Origin of the sequence: Rathayibacter sp. AY1A2 (assembly GCF_002930935.1) — a bacterium.
Lineage (GTDB): Bacteria > Actinomycetota > Actinomycetes > Actinomycetales > Microbacteriaceae > Rathayibacter.
In genome coordinates, this window is record NZ_PSTP01000003.1 from 278,284 (window position 1) to 294,596 (window position 16,313).

Consider the following 16,313-nt stretch of genomic DNA (forward strand, 5'->3'; position numbering starts at 1 on the left):
CCTCGTTCTCGTCGTCGGGAACCGGCGGGCAGGAGCGCCGCCGTGCCACGACCATACGCGTATTGGCAACCGATTGACAAGATCGGAGGCACGCCTCTACCGTCGGGAGCGTTCCGGGCCGCGGAGACGTCGGCCCCCACCGCGATCGGGAGGACTGCCGTGACCAGGATCGGCGTGCAGGCGATGATGCTGAAGGACGCGTTCGCCTCGGCGGGCGCCTTCGCGACGCTCCGGGAGGTCCGAGCGATCGGCTACCGGTCGGTGGAGATCTCGCAGATCCCGCTGACGGCGGCCACCGTGGCCGAGCTGCAGCGGGCGCGGGACGAGCTCGGTGTGGAGATCGCGGCGATCTCGGCGGGTCTGGCACCGGGGGACTCCCCGGGCGCCGCGCTCGAGGGCGGGCTCGCCGGGATCGTCTCCGACGCCCGCGCGCTCGGCGCGCGCACGGTCCGGATCGGCATGCTGCCCGCCTCCGCGGCGGCCTCGCCGGCCGCTCTGCTCGATTTCGCCGACCGCTGCCAGGCCGCCGCGGCGAGGCTCCGCGACGACGGGCTGAGGCTGCTGCTCCACAACCACCACCACGAGTTCGCGCGGCACGGCGGCCGCCTCCTGCTCGACGTCGTCGCCGAGCGGGCTCCGCTGCTGGGGCTCGAGCTCGACGTGCACTGGGTGCAGCGGGGCGGGCTCGATCCTGTGACGACGCTGCGCCGGTACGGGGAGCGCGTCGCCCTGGTGCACCTGAAGGACTACCGGGTCGGGCCGCCCGCCGACATGTCCGGCGGGTGGTCTGTGCACGCCTTCACCTCGAACGTGCAGTTCGCCGAGGTGGGGGAGGGCAATCTCGACTTCCCGGGGATCATCGGGACGAGCCTCGCGCTCGGCGTCGACCACCTCCTCGTCGAGCAGGACGAGCGCTACGGGCGGAGCGCGCTCGACTGCCTGCGGACCTCGCACGCGAACCTCGTCGCGATGGGGTTCTCGGACCTGTTCTGAGGAGCGGCCGAGGCTCCTCCCCAGGAATCGGAGCTGCCCGTTCTCCACCGCTCAGGGGTCCGGGTCCCCGCCGCGTCGGGCGCGACGGCACGCTTGCTCTCCGTGCCCGACCAGTCCGTGGTCGAGTGGACCGAGGACGCCGCCCCGCACGCCGAGGAGGAGGAACGACGACCGGGAAGACGACTGCGAACGACGGCTCGACGGCCCTCCGCTACCCGCCTGCGTACGGCCGCCCCGCTCCGGCCACCCCTCCGCCCGGTCGATCGGGGATCTCCGTTCCGCCCTCGCATCCGGGCGCAGCCCCGGAGAAGAAGCAGCCGGATCCGCCGGGGTCCGCCTCCGCTCCGCGGAGCGGAGGACAATGGAGGGACCCCCAGTGAAGGAGACCACCGTGGATCAGCCGCGCATGAACGTCGAGTCGTTCAACCTCGACCACCGCACCGTCGCCGCGCCGTACGTGCGCCTCGCCGACGCGAAGACGCTGCCCGGAGGCGACCACCTCGTCAAGTACGACGTGCGCTTCACCCAGCCCAACCGCGGGCACCTCGAGATGCCCACCGTGCACTCGCTCGAGCACCTGTTCGCCGAGAAGTCCCGCAACCACTCCGACCGCGTGATCGACTTCTCGCCGATGGGCTGCCAGACCGGCTTCTACCTGCTCCTCTCGGGCGAGCCCGAGCTCTCCGAGGTGCTCGGCCTGGTCGAGGCGACGCTCCAGGACATCACCGAGGCCGACGAGGTCCCGGCCGCCAACGAGACCCAGTGCGGCTGGGGCGCCAACCACTCCCTCGAGGGGGCGCAGGAGGCGGCGCGCACGTTCCTCGCGCACCGCTCGGAGTGGGAGACGGTCACCGCGTGAGCACGGCGATCGTCCTGGTCGCGATGGACGAGGAGGCCGCGCCGTTCCTCGCCGCCGCGTCCAGCGCCTCCGAGCCGCGCGCCGTCGGCAACGCGCTGCAGTGGGAGCTCGAGCTCGACTCCCGCGCGGTGCTGCTCGTCCGCACCGGCATCGGCCTCGTCAACGCGGCCGGCGGTCTCACCGCAGCGATCCTGCGGGAGGGCGGCTCCCGGCCGCTCGTGGTGAGCGCGGGGACCGCCGGCGGCCTGGGCGCCGACGTCCGCGTGGGCGAGGTCGTGATCGGCGCCGAGTACGTGCAGACCGACGCCGATGCGCGGGCGTTCGGCTACGCGCTCGGGCAGGTCCCGGGGATGCCCGCCCGCTACTCCGGGGACAACGCGGCGCTCGCCGCGGAGCTCGAGCTGCTGGAGGGGCCGCCGGTGCGCCGCGGCCTGATCGTCTCGAGCGACGTCTTCGTCTCGAGCGCCCACGTGGACCGCGTGCGGAACGACTTCCCCGGCGCGCTCGCCACCGACATGGAGTCCGTCGCCCTCGCGCAGACGGCGCACGTGCACGGGCTGCCATTCGTCTCGGTCCGCGGGATCTCGGACCTCTGCGCCCCCGGCGAGTTCGAGGCGCACGTCGACGACGCGGCCGATCGCTCCGTCGCCGTGGTGCGGGCGCTGCTGCGCGGGCTCGGCGACCGGGACTGATGGACGGGCGGCCCTCCGCGACAGCGCGGAAGGGCCGCCCGGCGGTCAGTCGTTGCCGACGTGCTGGTCGCCGGCCTCCTGGGCCTTGTCGACCTGGCCGGCGAACTTCCCGCCGGTCGCGGAGTCGGCGGCGTCGCCCGCCTTGTCGAGTCCCTTGTCGGTCAGCTCCTCGCCCTTGTCGCTGTTCACGGCGTTCTTCGCCTTGTCCGCGAGTCCTCCGAGATCCACCATGGGGTCGTTCCTTCCGTCGATGAGCGCCCGTCGAGCAACGGGCCGCCGCCAGTCTCCGCCGCTCGGCGAGGATCTGCACGGGGTTGCGTCTCACGGCCGCGCCGAGGACGATGCGCCTCCGGCCCGGCCCGTCAGCCCGCTGCGCCGAGCCCCGTCACCGCACCGGCGATCGCCGTCGTCTCCTCGCCGTCCGGCCAGCGCAGCCGCACGCCCGGCTCCGTGACGACGCTCCCCACCGCGGCCGTCGCGGTCCAGGGTGTGCCCATCCTCGACTCCCCCCGCCGGTCGGCGGTGATCATCGCGAAGCCGGGGAAGCAGCCGAGCCAGTCGGCGGTGCCGGCCGCCTCGGGGACGGGGACCGCCGCGAGGTCGATCACCGCTCCTCCTCCGCTGGCCTCGGCGAGCATGCCGACCGTCCCCACCAGCCCGGCCATGCTCACGTCCTTCGCCGCCCTCGGCCGCGCGAGTCCGACGGAGGCGGCCATCGCCCGGAGCTCCTCCGCGCGCCGGGACGACGTCGAGTCCCACTGGGCGCCCGCGAAGCCGGGCCGCCAGCCGCCGCCGAGGTCGGCCGTCAGCGAGAGCTCGTCGCCCGGAGCGGCGGCGCCCGGCACCGGCGCCGCGGTACGGCCGAGACCGGTGACGCTCAGGGCCGCCGGCACTCCGAGCTGGGTGTGCCCGCCGAGCACGGGGACGCCCCAGGCGGCGGAGGCGGCCCGCAGACCGCTCACGATGCGCGCGGCGGCGGCCGCGTCGCGAGCGCCGATCGCGTCCATCAGCCCGATGCCGGTCGCGCCCATCGCGGTGAGGTCGTTGACGTTGACCAGCACCGAGCACCACCCCGCCCACTCCGGGTGGCGCTCCACCATGGACGGGACGATCGCGTCGCAGACGGCGATCAGGTCGCTGCCCGGGACCGGTGCTCCGTCGTCGCCGACGAAGCCGGCCCCACCGAGGCCCCCCTCGGCCGCCAGCGGAGCCAGAAGGGCGCCGAGGGCCGCCTTGGCCGCGGTGGCCGCCCGGTCGAGCCGGTCGACCGGCCAGCGCATCCGGGCGTGCTCGACTCGGGCGACGGTGCTCGTGCCGATCCTCCGCCAGCCGAGCCGCCGGAACAGCACCTCGTTGCGCAGCTGCACCGAGGCCTCGAAGCGGAGCACCCCGCGCGCCTCCGCCTCCGCGCAGGCCGCGCGCACGAGGGCGGCACCGATCCCGGAGCCGCCCCGCGCCTCGCGCGCCACCACCAGGCGGCTGCCGGTCCACCAGCCCAGATCGCGTCCGCCGCCGACAGGCGCGATCCGGACCCCGCCGAGCACCGCGCCGTCCGGAGCCACCGCGACGAGCACCACCGAGCGCGGATCGTCGTCGGCGTCGTCGTGGTCGTCGCCCGCGAACAGCCCCTGCTCGGCGACGAAGACCTCGCGCCGCAGGGCCCGGTGCGCGGCGAGCTCGCGCTCCTCCGCCCGCACCACCGTGAACGCAGGCGCGACCCGAACACCCTCGAGGATCGAGAGCTCCACCATCAGGCGCCGGCCGTCTTCAGGACGCCGCAGGCCCCGCACGCCGCGCAGCCCGCACTCTGGCCGCTGCTCAGCATCCCGGCCTCGATCAGGAGCGCGGCGACCTCGGCGCTGACCCGCTCCAGCAGTGACCCGGCCGGCGGGAGCACGTGGTCGACCTCGGTCGCCAGGGTCCCGCGCAGCGGACGGAAGGGCACCACGAAGGGGTAGACCCCCATCCCGATCAGCTCGCGGGCGCTCGTGACCAGCTCGTCCGGGTCCTCGCCGAGGCCCACCAGGAGGTAGGTCGAGACCTGGTTGCGGCCGAAGATCCGCACTGCCTCGCGCCACGCCCAGCGGTACTCGTCCAGGCTGACCCGCGCCTTGCCCGGGGTCCAGCGCTGCCGCACCGCGTCGTCCATCGACTCCACGTGGATGCCGATCGAGACGGCGCCCGCGTCCTTCAGCGCCTGCAGCGCCGAGACGTCGGAGGGCGGCTCGCACTGCACCTGGATCGGCAGCCCGGGGACCGCCGCGAGCACCGCGCGGACGCAGCGCGCGAGGTGGGCCGCTCCGCGGTCGCGGCCCTTGGAGGTGCCGGTGGTCATCACCATCTGGCGCACGCCGTCGAGGCGGACCGCCGCCTCCGCGACCTCGGCGAGCTGGGCCGGGGTCTTGACCGCGATGGTCGCACCGGCTTCGAGCGAGGCCTCGATCGCGCAGAAGCGGCAGCGCTCCGCCTCGTCGTAGCGCATGCAGGTCTGGACGACGGTGGTCGCGAGGATGTCACGGCCGTGCAGCCGGGCGATCTTCTCGTAGGAGACGCCGTCGGCGGTGTCGAGATCGTAGAAGCGCGGGCGGCGGACGGGAGTCACGTCCAGGCCGATGTCGGCGCCCTCGAGCAGGAGGCGGTTCCCGCTCACCACGTAGGGGCTGTCGGGGTTCACCGGGATCGCGGCGCCCAGGCCGCCGAGCATCACGTGCCCGTCGTCGCTCGGGCCGGCGCCGGCCTCGCGGTGCACCGGTGCCTCGACGCGGATGCCCTGCAGGGCGATGTCGACGCGAGTGCGGAGGGCGGAGGGGCCGGTGCGGCGGATCCCGGTCGAGTGCGCCCCTCCCGGGGAGTGCGCCCCGCCGACCGGGTGCGGGCCGGCGGCCGGGTGCGCCGCACCGGTTGCCGGCGGCGAGGACGCGGGGGAGGGACTGCGGAGATCGGTCACGAGGACTCCTTCGTGGCACCGCGGAGCGGGCCGGACGGGCCGCGCACAGCGGCGGCCGGGATGTCGGTGCGGTCGTCTCACCCCCCAGTCAAGGCGCCTCGTGTTTCGCCCTCGTGACGGGAGGAACGCGGTCTCGTTACGGATCCGCCGTCACGGGAGCTTCTTCCGGTGGAAACCACTCCGAAACATCCCGGCCGTTGACTGGACGCGTTCCACTCCGCACCACTGCTCCACCCCGGCGGACGTCGTCCCGCGTCGTCTCAGCGCATCCCGCCGGAGCCATGCACTCGCACGCCGCTTCGGCGGACCGACACCAGGAGGAACCATGTCCGTCTCCCAGGAGATCGAAGACCAGGTCAGCGCCAACATCGAGATGTCGCGCTCCGAGATCGCCCACCCGGCGCTCCCGAAGGGCAGCAACCTCTACGGCTCCACCAAGGTCTTCCCCGACTACCAGGCCGAGCCCGGGGAGTCGTACCTGACCCTCGTGCACGGCATCGCCCACGAGTCCTCGGTCAGCTTCGTCGCAGTGCTCCAGGCCACCCGCGCGGCGCGGAAGGGCTACGAGTCCGCGCTCTACTTCTACGGGCCCGGCACCATCAACGCGATGGCCACCCGCGGCTTCCCGACGGTCGGCGACTCCGGATTCCCCGGCGAGCAGAACCTCAACAACGCCATCGAGACCTTCATCCAGGAGGGGAACCGCGTCTTCGTCTGCCGGTTCGGCATGGCGCTCCACGGCCTCCGCGAGGAGGACCTGATCGAGGGCTGCATCCCCTGCCACCCGCTCGACGTGCAGGACGCGCTCATCCACTACGCCCGCAAGGGCGCGATCATCAACTCCACCTACAACCTGTAGGCGATCGCGATGACCCTCGTCGGATCGGTCGCGGCGAACTTCACCCGCGACCTGGATCAGAACTACGCGCTCATCGCCTCCCTGGCCGAGGAGGCCCGCGAGAGGGGAGTGCGCTTCCTGGTGCTCCCCGAGGCCGCGATCGGCGGCTACCTCTCCTCGCTCGGCAACCACGGCGACACGGTCGCCACCACCCGCCGCTCCCTCCCGCCGGCGGTGCGCCTGGACGGGCCGGAGCTGCGGCGGGTGCAGGAGATCGTCGGCGACCTGGTGGTGGCGATCGGCTTCTGCGAGCTCGACGACGACGGCGAGACCCGCTACAACGCGGCCGCGCTCCTGGACGGCGGGCAGGTCTACGGCAGCTACCGGAAGGTGCACCAGCCGCTGGGCGAGCACCTCTCGTACTCGCCGGGCCCGGGCTACGGCACCTTCGAGACGCCGGTCGGCCGGGTGGGCCTGCAGATCTGCTACGACAAGGCGTTCCCCGAGGCGGCGCGGTCGATGGCGCTGGACGGCGCCGAGATCATCGCCTCGCTCTCGGCGTGGCCGGCCGCTCGGACGGCGACGGCCGAGAACCTGCAGGAGGACCGCTGGACGTACCGGTTCAATCAGTTCGACATCGCCCGCGCCCTCGACAACCAGGTGTTCTGGCTCGCCTCGAACCAGTCGGGGACCTTCGGCTCGCTCCGCTACGTCGGGAACGCGAAGGTCGTCGATCCCGGCGGCAACGTGCTCGCGACGACGCTGCTCGGAGCAGGCATGGCCGTCGCCGACATCGACGTGCGCGGCGCCTTCGAGGCGATGCGCGGCGGGATGTTCCACCTGCGCGACCGGCGGCCCGGCGCCTACGACATCGACCGGGTCTGGAACGGAGGACTCGTCCATGCCTGAGATGACCTTCCACGTCCGCTGGCCGGACGGCTCGGAGGAGCGCTGCTACTCGCCGAGCCTGGTCGTGCACGAGTTCCTCGGGACCGGGACCGCCTATTCGCTCGAGGACTTCGTCGCCCGTTCGAGTGAGGCGCTGCGCATCGCGTCGGACCGGGTGCGGGAGCGGTTCGGGTTCGCCTGCACCTCCGCGATGCAGCAGGAGTCCGACATCCTCCGCACGGCGCAGCGCTTCGAGGGCGGCACGGTCAGGGTGCTCGCGATGGAGCCGCCCGCTCCGGCCGGGCAGCGGGTGCGGCCGTGAGCGCCGCTATCGAGCCCGGGCGCCACGTCGAGGTCGCGGTGGTCGGAGGCGGGCAGGCCGGGCTCTCGATCAGCCGGCACCTGGTCGACGACGGCATCGAGCACGTCGTGCTCGAGCGCGCGACCATCGGCCACGACTGGATCGACCGCCGCTGGGACGCCTTCACCCTCGTCACGCCGAACTGGCAGTGCCGCCTCCCCGGGTACCCTTACGACGGGCCGGACCCGGACGGATTCATGACGCGCGACGAGGTGCACGCGTGGGTGCGCCGCTACGCGCAGAGCTTCGACGCCCCCGTGGTCGAGGGCGTGGAGGTGAGCCGGCTCCGCGAGCGCGCCGGGGGAGGGTTCGAGCTGATCACGAGCGCGGGCGCGATCACGGCCGACCAGGTCGTCGTGGCGACCGGCGGCTACCACCGCCCGGTCCTCCCCGCCGTCGCCGCGCGGCTGCCGTCGGACGTGCTGCAGCTCCACTCCGCCGACTACCGCTCGCCGGAGGCGCTCCCGCCCGGCGGCGTGCTCGTCGTCGGCTCCGGGCAGTCGGGCGCGCAGATCGCCGAGGACCTCTTCCTCGCCGGGCGCGAGGTCCACCTCGCCCTCGGCAGCGCGCCGCGGGTGGCGCGCTTCTACCGGGGCCGCGACTGCGTCGCCTGGCTCCAGGACATGGGCGTGTACGACGTGCCCGTCCACGCGCAGGTCGGCGGGCTCACCAAGCGGGAGTCGACCAACCACTACGTGACGGGGCGCGGGGGCGGGCGGAACATCGACCTGCGCGCCTTCGCCCGCGACGGGATGCACCTCTACGGCCGACTGGCCGGGGTGGAGGGGTCCCGGCTGCGCTTCGCCCCCACGGCGGAGGCGTCGCTCGACTACGCGGACTCGGTCGCGGAGTCGATCAAGGACGACATCGACCGCTACATCGCGGCGCACGGCATCGACGCTCCCGAGGAGGACCGCTGCCGTCCGGTCTGGCGGCCGGAGTCCGAGGCGACCGGGCTCGACCTCGCGCGCATCGGCAGCGTCGTCTGGGCGGTCGGGTTCCGCTCCGACTACCGCTGGGTCGAGATCGGCGTGTTCGACGGCGCCGGCCATCCCACCCACCAGCGCGGAGTGACGAGCGTGCCGGGCCTGTCGTTCCTCGGGCTGCCGTGGCTGCACACCTGGGGGTCCGGCCGCTTCGAGGCGATCGCCCGCGATGCGGGGCACCTGGCGGAGGAGGTCCGGCGAGTGCGCGAGGCGGGGCGCTTCGCTCGGGAGCGCGAGTCGGATCTCGCCGGATAGCCTCCTCGCATGACGGAGACGGTGATGGGTGCGGTCGCAGCGCACTTCGGTCGCGACATCGACCGCACCCTCGCCAAGCTCGCCGGCATCATCGCTCACGCCCGCGAGCGCTCGGTCGACCTGCTCGTGCTCCCGGACGCGACCCTCGGCGGCTACCTGCTCGACCTCCAGCACCCCGGGCCGGACCTGCCGCCGAGCCTCGAGCTCGATGGGCCGGAGGTCGCCCGCGTGGCCGAGCTGGCGGGCGATCTCACCGTGTGCTTCGGGATCGCGGAGCGCGCGCTCGAGGGCGGTCGCGAGGTCCGCTACGACACCGCGGTCTGCGTGCACGGCGGGCGCTTGATCGGCACGCACCGCAAGGTCCACCTGCCGCTGGGCGAGTCCGAGGCGTACCTGCCGGGTCGCGGCTTCGCCGCCTTCGACTCGCCGATCGGGAGGATGGGGATGCTGATCGACTTCGACAAGACCTTCCCGGAGTCCTCGCGCTCGCTGGCCCTCGACGGCGCGGAGGTGCTGGCCTGCCTCAGCGCGTGGCCCGCGAGCGTGACCGACCGCTCCGATCGGATCCGCAACGACCGCCAGGCCCACCTGTTCGATCTCTACGACTGCGCCCGCGCCGCCGAGAACCAGGTCTACCTCGTCTCCTCGAACCAGACCGGCGTGCTCGGCGGCCTGCGGTTCCTCGGGCAGGCGAAGGTCGTGGATCCGGCGGGAGAGATCATCGCGAAGACCTGGGCGAAGGGCGGGCTCGCGCTCGCCTCCGCTGACGTCGCCGGCTCCGTCGCCCGCGCCCGCCGCACGATGCACCACCTCCGCGACCGCGCGGAGCACGCCTACCGGAGCTGAGATGCGGATCTGCCTGCTGACCTACTCCACCCGGCCGCGCGGCGGGGTGGTGCACACCCTCGCCCTCGCCGAGGCGCTCGCGCGCGCCGGACACGACGTCACGGTGCGCACGCTCGCCCGGGGCGGCGACGACTCCTTCTTCCGCCCCGTCGATCCGTGCGTGACCGTGCGGGTGGTGCCCTTTCCGCACCGCGAGGGCGAGCCGGTCGGCGCCCGCATCGTCCGGTCCATCGCCGCGATGGCCGAGGCCCTGCGGGGCGAGGACGCCCCGGTCGTCCACGCGCAGGACTGCATCTCGGCCAACGCGGCGCTCGCCGCCGGACTCGCGCCGATCCGCACGATCCACCACCTGGACGACTTCACCACCCCGGAGCTGCGCGCCTGCCACGACCGCGCCGTCCGGCTCCCCCTGACCCGGCTGTGCGTGTCCGCTGCGGTCGCCGAGGAGGTGCGCGCCGGCTGGGGGCTGCTGCCCGACGTGATCCCGAACGGTGTCGACGCGGCGCGGTTCGCGGCCGCCGTCGACGATCCGCTGACCGGGGGGTGGCGGGCCGAGCTCGGCCCGTACCTCCTCGCCCTCGGCGGCATCGAGCCGCGGAAGGGCAGCATCGAGCTGCTCGAGGCGTGGGCTCTGCTGCGCGAGCGCGGCCACGACGTCGCGCTGGTGTTCGGCGGCGGCGAGACCCTGTTCGACTACCGCGAGTACCGGGCCGCCTTCGACCGGAGGGCGGCCGAGCTCGGGATCGCTCCGGTGATCCTCGGCACCGTTCCGGAGGAGAGGCTCGCTCCGCTCGTCGCCGGCGCCTCCGCGCTGGGCTTCGTCTCGGTGAAGGAGGGGTTCGGGCTGGCGGCGATGGAGGCGCTCGCCGCGGGGGTGCCGGTCGTGGCGCGGGAGCTGCCGGTGATCCACGAGGTGTTCGGGGACGCGGTTCGCTACGGGCGGGACCCCGCCTCCTTCGCCGACGCGCTGGAGGAGGCCCTGACGCTGCCCTCGCCGGACGGCCGGGCCCTGGCCGCCTCGCACTCCTGGGACGACGTCGCGGCCGCGCATCTGCGGTTCTACGAGCGGGTGCTCGACGGCTCGGTTCAGAGCTCAGGAGGAACTCCTCCGGACGGGCCGGGATCCGCGCGAGCAGGCGTGCCCGGATGACTCCGTCCTGCCGCCTGGACACGATCGGGCGCCGCCGGTGACCCGCCGGTCGATCTCGCGCATCGTCACCGGTCTCGCCGACGCCGATCCCGACCGGATCGTCGCCGTGGCCGACGAGGGCGCGCTGACGGCGGGGGAGCTCGACCGCGAGAGCACCCGCCTCGCCCGCGCCTACCGCGATCTCGGCGTCCGGACCGACGACCTCGTCACCGTCTCGCTCTCGAACTCGCTGGACGCGCTCGTCGTCTGCGCGGCGGTCTGGAAGGCGGGCGCCGTGCCGCAGCCGGTCTCGACCGGGCTGTCGGCGGCGGAGCGCGCCGAGGTGGAGCGGATCGCGCGGCCGGCGCTCGTCATCGGCGCGCCCTCCTCCTCCGCTGTCCCGTGGCGCGCGGGCGACTGGCGGCCCGGGCCGGAGGTGCCGGCCGGCTCGCTCGAGGACCGATGGGCCTCGTCCTGGAAGGCGCCCACCTCCTCCGGCAGCACGGGGCGGCCGAAGGTGGTGCTGGCCGCGGGCCCGGCGCTGCTGGATTCGGACGCGCCGGTCGCGCCGTTCCTGCCGCGCGAGGGCGTGCAGCTGGTGAGCGGCCCGCTGATGCACTCGGCGACCTTCACCTACGCCTTCCGCGGGCTGATGACCGGGCAGCGCCTGGTGCTGCTGCCGCGGTTCGACGCCGCCCGGGTCCTCGCGGCGATCGAGGAGCACCGCGTCACCTGGACCCTGCTCGTCCCGACCACGATCCGCCGCCTGCTGGCTGCGCCCGAGCGGTCGGGGGCGGACGTGTCCTCGCTCGCGACGGTGCTGCACCTCGGAGCGCCCTGCGCGCCCGCCGACAAGCGGGCGCTGATCGGCTGGCTCGGCCCGGAGCGGGTGGTCGAGGTCTATGCGGGCAGCGAGTCGAACGGGCTGACGATGATCACGGGCCGGGAGTGGCTGGAGCACCCGGGCAGTGTCGGACGGCCGATCAGCGGGACGACCCTGCGCATCCTGCGGGAGGACGGCACGGAGGCTCCGACCGGCGAGCTCGGCCGCATCTGGCTGCACCGCGGCGAGGCCCCCGCCTACCGCTACCTCGGCGCGGGCTCGCGGCGGACGGAGGAGGGCTGGGACACCCTCGGCGACGTCGGCCGCGTCGACGGGGACGGGTGGCTCTGGGTGGTCGACCGCGCCGACGATCTGATCCTCCGGGGCGGAGCGAGCGTCTGGCCGGCCGAGGTCGAGCGGGTGCTGGAGGCCCTGCCCGGAGTCCGCGGGGCGGTCGCCTTCGGCGTGCCGGACACGGAGCTGGGGCAGGCGGTGGAGGCGGTCGTCGACGTGGGCGACGCGGGCGTGGACCCGGCCGGTCTGCTCGCTCGGGCGAACGCCGAGCTGGGCGCTGAGCGGCGCCTCCGGGCCCTCCGGATCGTGCACGAGCCCGTTCGGAGCGACGCGGGCAAGGTCCGTCGCTCCGCGCTCGCCCCCGTGGCGCAGACGCTCGGGACCCACCGTTCCGCAGGCACCCCGGATGGGCCAGAGTAGGCCCGGCGCCCCCGCGCACCGACCCCAGGGAGACCCGATGAAGTACATGCTGATCATGCGCGCGACCGATGCGGCGAAGGAGGCATACGCCTCGATCCCGATCGACGAGATCATCACCCGGATGGGGCAGTACAACGAGGCGATGATCGAGGCGGGCGTGCTGCTCTCGGGCGACGGCCTGGCCGACGACGTCGCCTCCTCCGGCTTCGTGGTCGACTTCTCCTCCGAGCCGCCGACCGTCGTCGACGGCGCCTACGGCCCGACCGAGTCGCTCTTCAACGGCTTCTGGATCATCGGGGTCGACTCCAAGGAGCAGGCCCGCGAGTGGGCGCTGCGCTGCCCGCTGGTGCCCGGCAACCGCCTCGAAGTGCGCCGGATCACCGACGAGAGCGACTTCGCGGAGTTCGCCGACAACGAGTACGTGCAGAAGGAGGCCGGCTGGCGCGAGGACGAGGCGGCCCGCGCCTCCGGGGACTGACGCGGCGGCGGGCGTCACGCCTCCGTGACGACGCCCGCCTCGACGTGCCAGTGCCGCGTCAGCTGCACCGTCTCGAGCATCCGCCGGTCGTGGGTGACCAGCAGCAGGGTGCCCTCGTACGCCTCGAGCGCCTCCTCCAGCTGCTCGATGGCGACGAGGTCGAGGTGGTTGGTCGGCTCGTCGAGCACCAGGAGGTTCGTGCCGCGGGCCTGGAGGAGCGCCAGGGCGGCCCGCGTCCGCTCGCCCGGCGAGAGCTCGCCGACGCGGCGGCCGACGTGGTCGGCCTTCAGCCCGAACTTCGCCAGCAGCGTGCGGACCTCGGCGGTCGGCCACTCGGGCACCAGCGCCTCGAACGCGTCCGCGAGCGGCACCTCGGCGGCGAGCATCCCGCGGGCCTGATCGATCTCGCCGATCGCCACGCTCGCTCCGAGGGAGGCGCCGCCCTCCTCCGGCTCGGCGCGGCCGAGGAGGAGCGACAGCAGCGTCGACTTGCCGGCGCCGTTGGGCCCGGTGATGCCGATCCGGTCGCCCGCGTCGACCTGGAGCGACACCGGCCCGAGCGTGAAGGCGCCGCGGCGGGCGACCGCGCCGTTCAGTGTCGAGACGACCGAGCTCGAGCGCGGGGCGCTGCCGATCGTGAAGGCGAGCTGCCACTCCTTGCGCGGCTCCTCCACCTCCTCGAGCCGCGCGATCCGGCTCTCCATCTGGCGCACCTTCTGCGCCTGCTTCTCGCTCGACTCCGCCGAGGCCTTGCGGCGGATCTTGTCGTTGTCGGGGGCCTTCTTCATCGCGTTGCGCACGCCCTGGCTCGACCACTCCCGCTGGGTGCGGGCGCGGGAGACCAGGTCGGCCTTCTGCTCGGCGAAGTCCTCGTACTTCTCGCGGCGCTGGCGGCGCGCGGTCTCGCGCTCCTCCAGGAACGCGTCGTAGCCGCCTCCGTAGACCCGGTTGGTGCCCTGCGCGAGATCGAGCTCGAGCACGCGGGTGACGCTGCGGGCGAGGAACTCGCGATCGTGGCTCACGAGGACCGCGCCGCCGCGGAGCCCGCGGACGAAGGCCTCCAGGCGCTCCAGGCCGTCGAGGTCGAGGTCGTTGGTCGGCTCGTCGAGCAGCACCACGTCGAAGCGCGAGAGCAGCAGCGCCGCGAGGCCGACCCGCGCCGCCTGCCCGCCGGAGAGGGAGGTCATCGTCGAGGAGGCGGCCGCGGCGCCGAGCGACAGGCCCAGGTCGGCCAGGACGACCGGGGTGCGCTCGTCGAGGTCGGCCGCGCCGCTCGCGAGCCAGCGGTCGAGCGCGAGGGCGTACCGGTCCGCGATCGAGCCGTCGGGATCGGGGTCGGCCAGGGCGGAGGCGGCGGCGTCGAGCTCGGCGGAGGCCTCGGCGCAGCCGGTGCGGCGCGCGATGTAGCCGGCCACGGTCTCGCCCTCGCGGCGCTCGTGCTCCTGAGGCAGCCAGCCGACGAAGGCGTCGCCCGGCGAGAGCACGACGGAGCCCTCGAGCGGAGCCGTCTCGCCCGCGAGGATGCGCAGGAGCGTCGACTTGCCGGCTCCGTTCGCCCCCACGACGCCCACCACGTCCCCGGGGGCGACCGTCAGGTCGAGTCCGTCGAACAGGGTGCGGTGCGCATAGCCTCCGGAGAGGCCCTTGGCGACGAGGGTGGCGGTCACCGGTCCAGCGTAGGCGCGGGCGACTCGCTAGACGGCCTGGTGATCAGCCGGTCTAGGATGTGCGGATGAGCGACACGAGCCTGCGGAGCGGCGCCGGGTACTGGTACCCGGACGAGTCGTCCACCCGCCGTGCGGTCGAGGTGCTGAGCGCCATGCGCACGTACCGCGTCTCCGAGGTCTCGATGCGCCGCCGCACGCGCGAGCGGATGGCGATGGGCGAGACGGACCTGATCGCCATCCAGTACCTGCTCCGCCAGCAGCGCAAGGGCGAGCTGGTGACCGGCAAGGACCTGGCCTCGCACCTCTCCATCTCGTCCGCGTCGACCACGGTCCTCATCGACCGCCTGGTCCGCAGCGGCCACCTCGTGCGCAAGCCCAACCCGACCGACCGGCGCGGGATCGTCGTGGAGGCGACCGTCGACAGCGACGACGAGGTGCGCGCCACGCTCCAGGAGATGCACCGCCGGATGCTCGAGATCGCCGAGGACCTGGACGCTCCCGAGGCCGAGGTCGTCGTCAACTTCCTCCGCCGGATGAGCGCGGCCGTCGACCAGATCGACGCGGAGCACGGCGACGGGCACGATACGGACGAAGCGGACGACGCGGAACCCTCCGCAGCGAAATAGCTAGACGGACTAGTAATAAGCCGGGGGGCCTATAGTCTGGCGGCATGGGTCAATTCCTCTACGGCACTCCTCCCGCCGTCATCGAGATCGAGGACCGGACCCTGGCCCACCTCCAGATCGTGATCTACGCGAAGTTCCGCCGCGACGAGCGCTTCAGTCTCACCCTCGACTCGATGCCCGAGGGCGCGCGCGGCCGCCACTCCTTCTGGATGAACCCGAACATCGCCCTGCAGTTCCACTTCGCGGGGAGCCGGCAGCCGACGATCAACCCGGCCTGGGTCGAGCTCCTGATGGACGCGGCGAACAGCGGCGGCGGGCTGCGCCTGCTCCCCGAGCCCCCGTCCTGACCCGGTCCCGGTGAGGCCGACCCGGCCCCGGCGACCGCGGAGCTCCCTGCACGACGGTGGATCCGCAGCACCGGCCTCCTGCGACAGCGCACGTGCCCCCGGCCGCCCCGTCTCCTAGGGTGGAGCGGGCGCCGCGGGGCGTGCGGAGGGCGGGGGACATGCGCAGGACGGTCATCGGAGCGACGGCACTGGCCGGTGTGCTCGCGCTCGCGGGGTGCTCGGCGCCCGCTCCGGCTCCGACGGTCACGGTCACCGTGTTCGCCACGGCGACGCCGACTCCGGTGCCGGACCCGACCGTCACGGCGGCGCTCCCGCAAGCGACGGCCACGGTCTTCGCGCCGGTCCCCGAGGCGACGGTCACCTTCACGCCGAACGCGACACCGGACATCCCCGAGACCGCCTTCGCGGTCGACAACGGCGCGGTTCCCGGGGCGAACGGCGAGCCGACCCGCGACGGGGAGGGGGACATCGTGAGCTACACCGTGGTGCAGGGCGACACGTTCTTCGACATCGCGCAGCGCTTCGGGATCCCGGTGCAGCAGCTGCTCCGGATGAACCCGACGATCGCCGGAGCCGGCGAGGCGGTCTACATCAATGCAGTCATCAACCTCGACGCGAGCACGCTGGGCTGAGCGGAGCGGCGAGCCGCGGAGGCGGCCGCCCGGAGCGACCCGGCTACTGCGACTTCGGCAGGACGTGGAACGCGACGGCGAGCGATCCCGAGATCATCAGGATGCCGCCGACGAAGAGGAATCCGGCGATGTCGGGCAGCAGGAACGAGTTGCCGAGAACGAGGATCCCGCCGAGGAACAGCACGAACGAGAGGACGACGCCCAGACCAGTCATGCCCTCATCGTACGCAGG

Annotated in this window: 19 protein-coding genes; 14 read left to right on the forward strand and 5 right to left on the reverse strand. The window is 73.6% G+C overall.

Annotated elements, in window-relative coordinates:
* Nucleotides 1-159 precede the first annotated feature (159 nt).
* From C5B93_RS05330 to mtnN, 3 genes are all read left to right on the forward strand, one after another.
* On the forward strand, nt 160-993 hold the full coding sequence (locus C5B93_RS05330) for a sugar phosphate isomerase/epimerase (protein WP_258068143.1): 834 nt from the start codon (nt 160-162) through the stop codon (nt 991-993).
* 361 nt (nt 994-1,354) lie between these two features.
* Nucleotides 1,355-1,852: an S-ribosylhomocysteine lyase gene (locus C5B93_RS05335; protein WP_308471247.1), complete on the forward strand. Its 498-nt coding sequence runs from the start codon at nt 1,355-1,357 to the stop codon at nt 1,850-1,852.
* The gene (mtnN, locus tag C5B93_RS05340; protein ID WP_258068144.1) at nt 1,849-2,544 is read left to right on the forward strand and encodes a 5'-methylthioadenosine/S-adenosylhomocysteine nucleosidase; all 696 of its coding nucleotides are present in this window, start codon (nt 1,849-1,851) and stop codon (nt 2,542-2,544) included. The genes C5B93_RS05335 and mtnN overlap by 4 nt, the downstream gene beginning before the upstream one ends.
* Before the next feature lie 45 nt (nt 2,545-2,589).
* Here the strand turns inward: mtnN and C5B93_RS05345 are convergent, their stop codons facing one another.
* From C5B93_RS05345 to C5B93_RS05355, 3 genes are all read right to left on the reverse strand, one after another.
* A complete protein-coding gene (locus C5B93_RS05345; RefSeq protein WP_104222638.1) occupies nt 2,590-2,775 on the reverse strand; it encodes an antitoxin in 186 nt (61 codons plus the stop codon).
* Between the two features lie 131 nt (nt 2,776-2,906).
* Nucleotides 2,907-4,295, reverse strand: coding sequence for an MSMEG_0567/sll0787 family protein (locus C5B93_RS05350; protein ID WP_104250269.1), 1,389 nt, complete (start codon nt 4,293-4,295; stop codon nt 2,907-2,909).
* Entirely contained in the window at nt 4,295-5,491 is a 1,197-nt protein-coding gene (locus C5B93_RS05355) for an MSMEG_0568 family radical SAM protein (protein WP_258059779.1), read from the reverse strand. Before C5B93_RS05355 ends, C5B93_RS05350 begins: the two co-directional genes overlap by 1 nt.
* A 325-nt stretch (nt 5,492-5,816) precedes the next feature.
* Here C5B93_RS05355 and C5B93_RS05360 point away from each other — a divergent pair, with 325 nt between their 5' ends.
* Genes C5B93_RS05360 through C5B93_RS05395 form a run of 8 tightly spaced genes read left to right on the forward strand, consistent with a single transcriptional unit; the run spans nt 5,817 to nt 12,809 of the window.
* Nucleotides 5,817-6,350, forward strand: a complete 534-nt coding sequence (locus tag C5B93_RS05360) for an MSMEG_0572/Sll0783 family nitrogen starvation response protein (protein WP_104222636.1) — start codon at nt 5,817-5,819, stop codon at nt 6,348-6,350.
* Nucleotides 6,351-6,359: 9 nt separating this feature from the next.
* Nucleotides 6,360-7,238 (forward strand): carbon-nitrogen hydrolase family protein, encoded by an 879-nt coding sequence (locus C5B93_RS05365; protein WP_104250270.1) that lies wholly within the window; start codon nt 6,360-6,362, stop codon nt 7,236-7,238.
* Nucleotides 7,231-7,539, forward strand: a complete 309-nt coding sequence (locus tag C5B93_RS05370) for an MSMEG_0570 family nitrogen starvation response protein (RefSeq protein WP_104222634.1) — start codon at nt 7,231-7,233, stop codon at nt 7,537-7,539. The genes C5B93_RS05365 and C5B93_RS05370 overlap by 8 nt, the downstream gene beginning before the upstream one ends.
* The gene (locus C5B93_RS05375; RefSeq protein ID WP_219814022.1) at nt 7,536-8,819 is read left to right on the forward strand and encodes an MSMEG_0569 family flavin-dependent oxidoreductase; all 1,284 of its coding nucleotides are present in this window, start codon (nt 7,536-7,538) and stop codon (nt 8,817-8,819) included. The genes C5B93_RS05370 and C5B93_RS05375 overlap by 4 nt, the downstream gene beginning before the upstream one ends.
* 9 nt (nt 8,820-8,828) lie before the next feature.
* Nucleotides 8,829-9,665, forward strand: coding sequence for a carbon-nitrogen hydrolase family protein (locus C5B93_RS05380; protein ID WP_104250272.1), 837 nt, complete (start codon nt 8,829-8,831; stop codon nt 9,663-9,665).
* A gap of 1 nt (nt 9,666) precedes the next feature.
* Nucleotides 9,667-10,815: an MSMEG_0565 family glycosyltransferase gene (locus C5B93_RS05385; protein ID WP_104222632.1), complete on the forward strand. Its 1,149-nt coding sequence runs from the start codon at nt 9,667-9,669 to the stop codon at nt 10,813-10,815.
* A 37-nt stretch (nt 10,816-10,852) separates the two neighbouring features.
* A complete protein-coding gene (locus C5B93_RS05390; protein ID WP_104250273.1) occupies nt 10,853-12,331 on the forward strand; it encodes an AMP-binding protein in 1,479 nt (492 codons plus the stop codon).
* A 37-nt stretch (nt 12,332-12,368) separates the two neighbouring features.
* Nucleotides 12,369-12,809 carry a YciI family protein gene (locus tag C5B93_RS05395; RefSeq protein ID WP_104291962.1) on the forward strand — a complete coding sequence of 147 codons (441 nt, stop codon included), beginning with the start codon at nt 12,369-12,371 and terminating at the stop codon, nt 12,807-12,809.
* 14 nt (nt 12,810-12,823) lie between these two features.
* Here C5B93_RS05395 and C5B93_RS05400 read toward each other — a convergent pair whose 3' ends face one another.
* Nucleotides 12,824-14,476, reverse strand: coding sequence for an ABC-F family ATP-binding cassette domain-containing protein (locus C5B93_RS05400; RefSeq protein WP_104222629.1), 1,653 nt, complete (start codon nt 14,474-14,476; stop codon nt 12,824-12,826).
* A gap of 65 nt (nt 14,477-14,541) precedes the next feature.
* Between C5B93_RS05400 and C5B93_RS05405 the strand changes: the two genes are divergently transcribed.
* From C5B93_RS05405 to C5B93_RS05415, 3 genes are all read left to right on the forward strand, one after another.
* On the forward strand, nt 14,542-15,102 hold the full coding sequence (locus tag C5B93_RS05405) for a MarR family winged helix-turn-helix transcriptional regulator (RefSeq protein ID WP_104233013.1): 561 nt from the start codon (nt 14,542-14,544) through the stop codon (nt 15,100-15,102).
* A gap of 44 nt (nt 15,103-15,146) precedes the next feature.
* On the forward strand, nt 15,147-15,449 hold the full coding sequence (locus C5B93_RS05410; protein ID WP_104233014.1) for an ATP-dependent DNA ligase: 303 nt from the start codon (nt 15,147-15,149) through the stop codon (nt 15,447-15,449).
* A 158-nt stretch (nt 15,450-15,607) separates the two neighbouring features.
* On the forward strand, nt 15,608-16,081 hold the full coding sequence (locus tag C5B93_RS05415) for a LysM domain-containing protein (protein ID WP_104222627.1): 474 nt from the start codon (nt 15,608-15,610) through the stop codon (nt 16,079-16,081).
* Between the two features lie 43 nt (nt 16,082-16,124).
* Here the strand turns inward: C5B93_RS05415 and C5B93_RS17195 are convergent, their stop codons facing one another.
* Entirely contained in the window at nt 16,125-16,295 is a 171-nt protein-coding gene (locus C5B93_RS17195) for a hypothetical protein (RefSeq protein WP_159911733.1), read from the reverse strand.
* Nucleotides 16,296-16,313: the final 18 nt, after the last annotated feature.